This window comes from Brevundimonas sp. CURTG3B2_SDJG, from assembly GCF_057364705.1.
Genome location: NZ_JBNFOJ010000587.1, coordinates 1 through 586, shown reverse-complemented (window position 1 = coordinate 586; position 586 = coordinate 1). Strand labels below are relative to the sequence as shown.

2 protein-coding genes are annotated in these 586 nt (G+C 73.4%); both read left to right on the top strand.

All coding sequences use genetic code 11. The annotated features are described in order from the left end of the window. Window positions 1–291: hypothetical protein (locus AC2W7C_RS18820; protein ID WP_486002699.1), on the top strand; the 291-nt coding region annotated here is incomplete at its 5' end. Window positions 292–375: 84 nt separating this feature from the next. Next, a partial coding sequence (locus AC2W7C_RS18815; protein WP_486002698.1) for a hypothetical protein occupies window positions 376–586 on the top strand: 211 nt, incomplete at its 3' end.

Genomic DNA, 586 nt, shown 5'->3' with positions numbered 1-586 from the left:
GCCTCGGCGGCGTCGGGCGGCCCCCTGACGGTCTCCACGCTCGACGCCCTCGCCGGCGACCCGGCCCTCGCCGAAGCCTGGCGGATCCAGCAGGGCTTGAACCAGGTCCTCGCCGCGGCCTTCGACGACCGCGTCGACCCGGCGGACGAGCCGGAAGGGTTCCGCCAGCGCCTGGCCCAGGCCGGCGGCTGCGCCGATTTCGACGCCCTGAAGGCCCGTCTGGCGGCGATACGGGGCGAGGCGCGGGCCGCCTTCGAAGCGGCTCTGCCCCCGGTCCGCGACGGAGACTGAACTCTCGTTCGTTTGATCTCCGTACAGGGATGACCGGCCGCTGACGGCCCCAGGAGATCATCGAAATGAACAGAACGCTCGTGCTTGGCGGACTGGCCGCCCTCGCTCTCGTCGCCGCGGCGCGCCGCGATCGCCCAACAGCCGCAGGAAAAAGCCTCGCCGCGCGTCCTGCGCGCCGACGCGGACGGCGACGGCCGTATCAGCCAGGCGGAGTTCGTCGGCCGGCGGGGTCGATCGCCTGATCGCGATGGACGCGGACCGCGACGGCTCGGTCTCGCGCGAGGAGAGGCAGGCC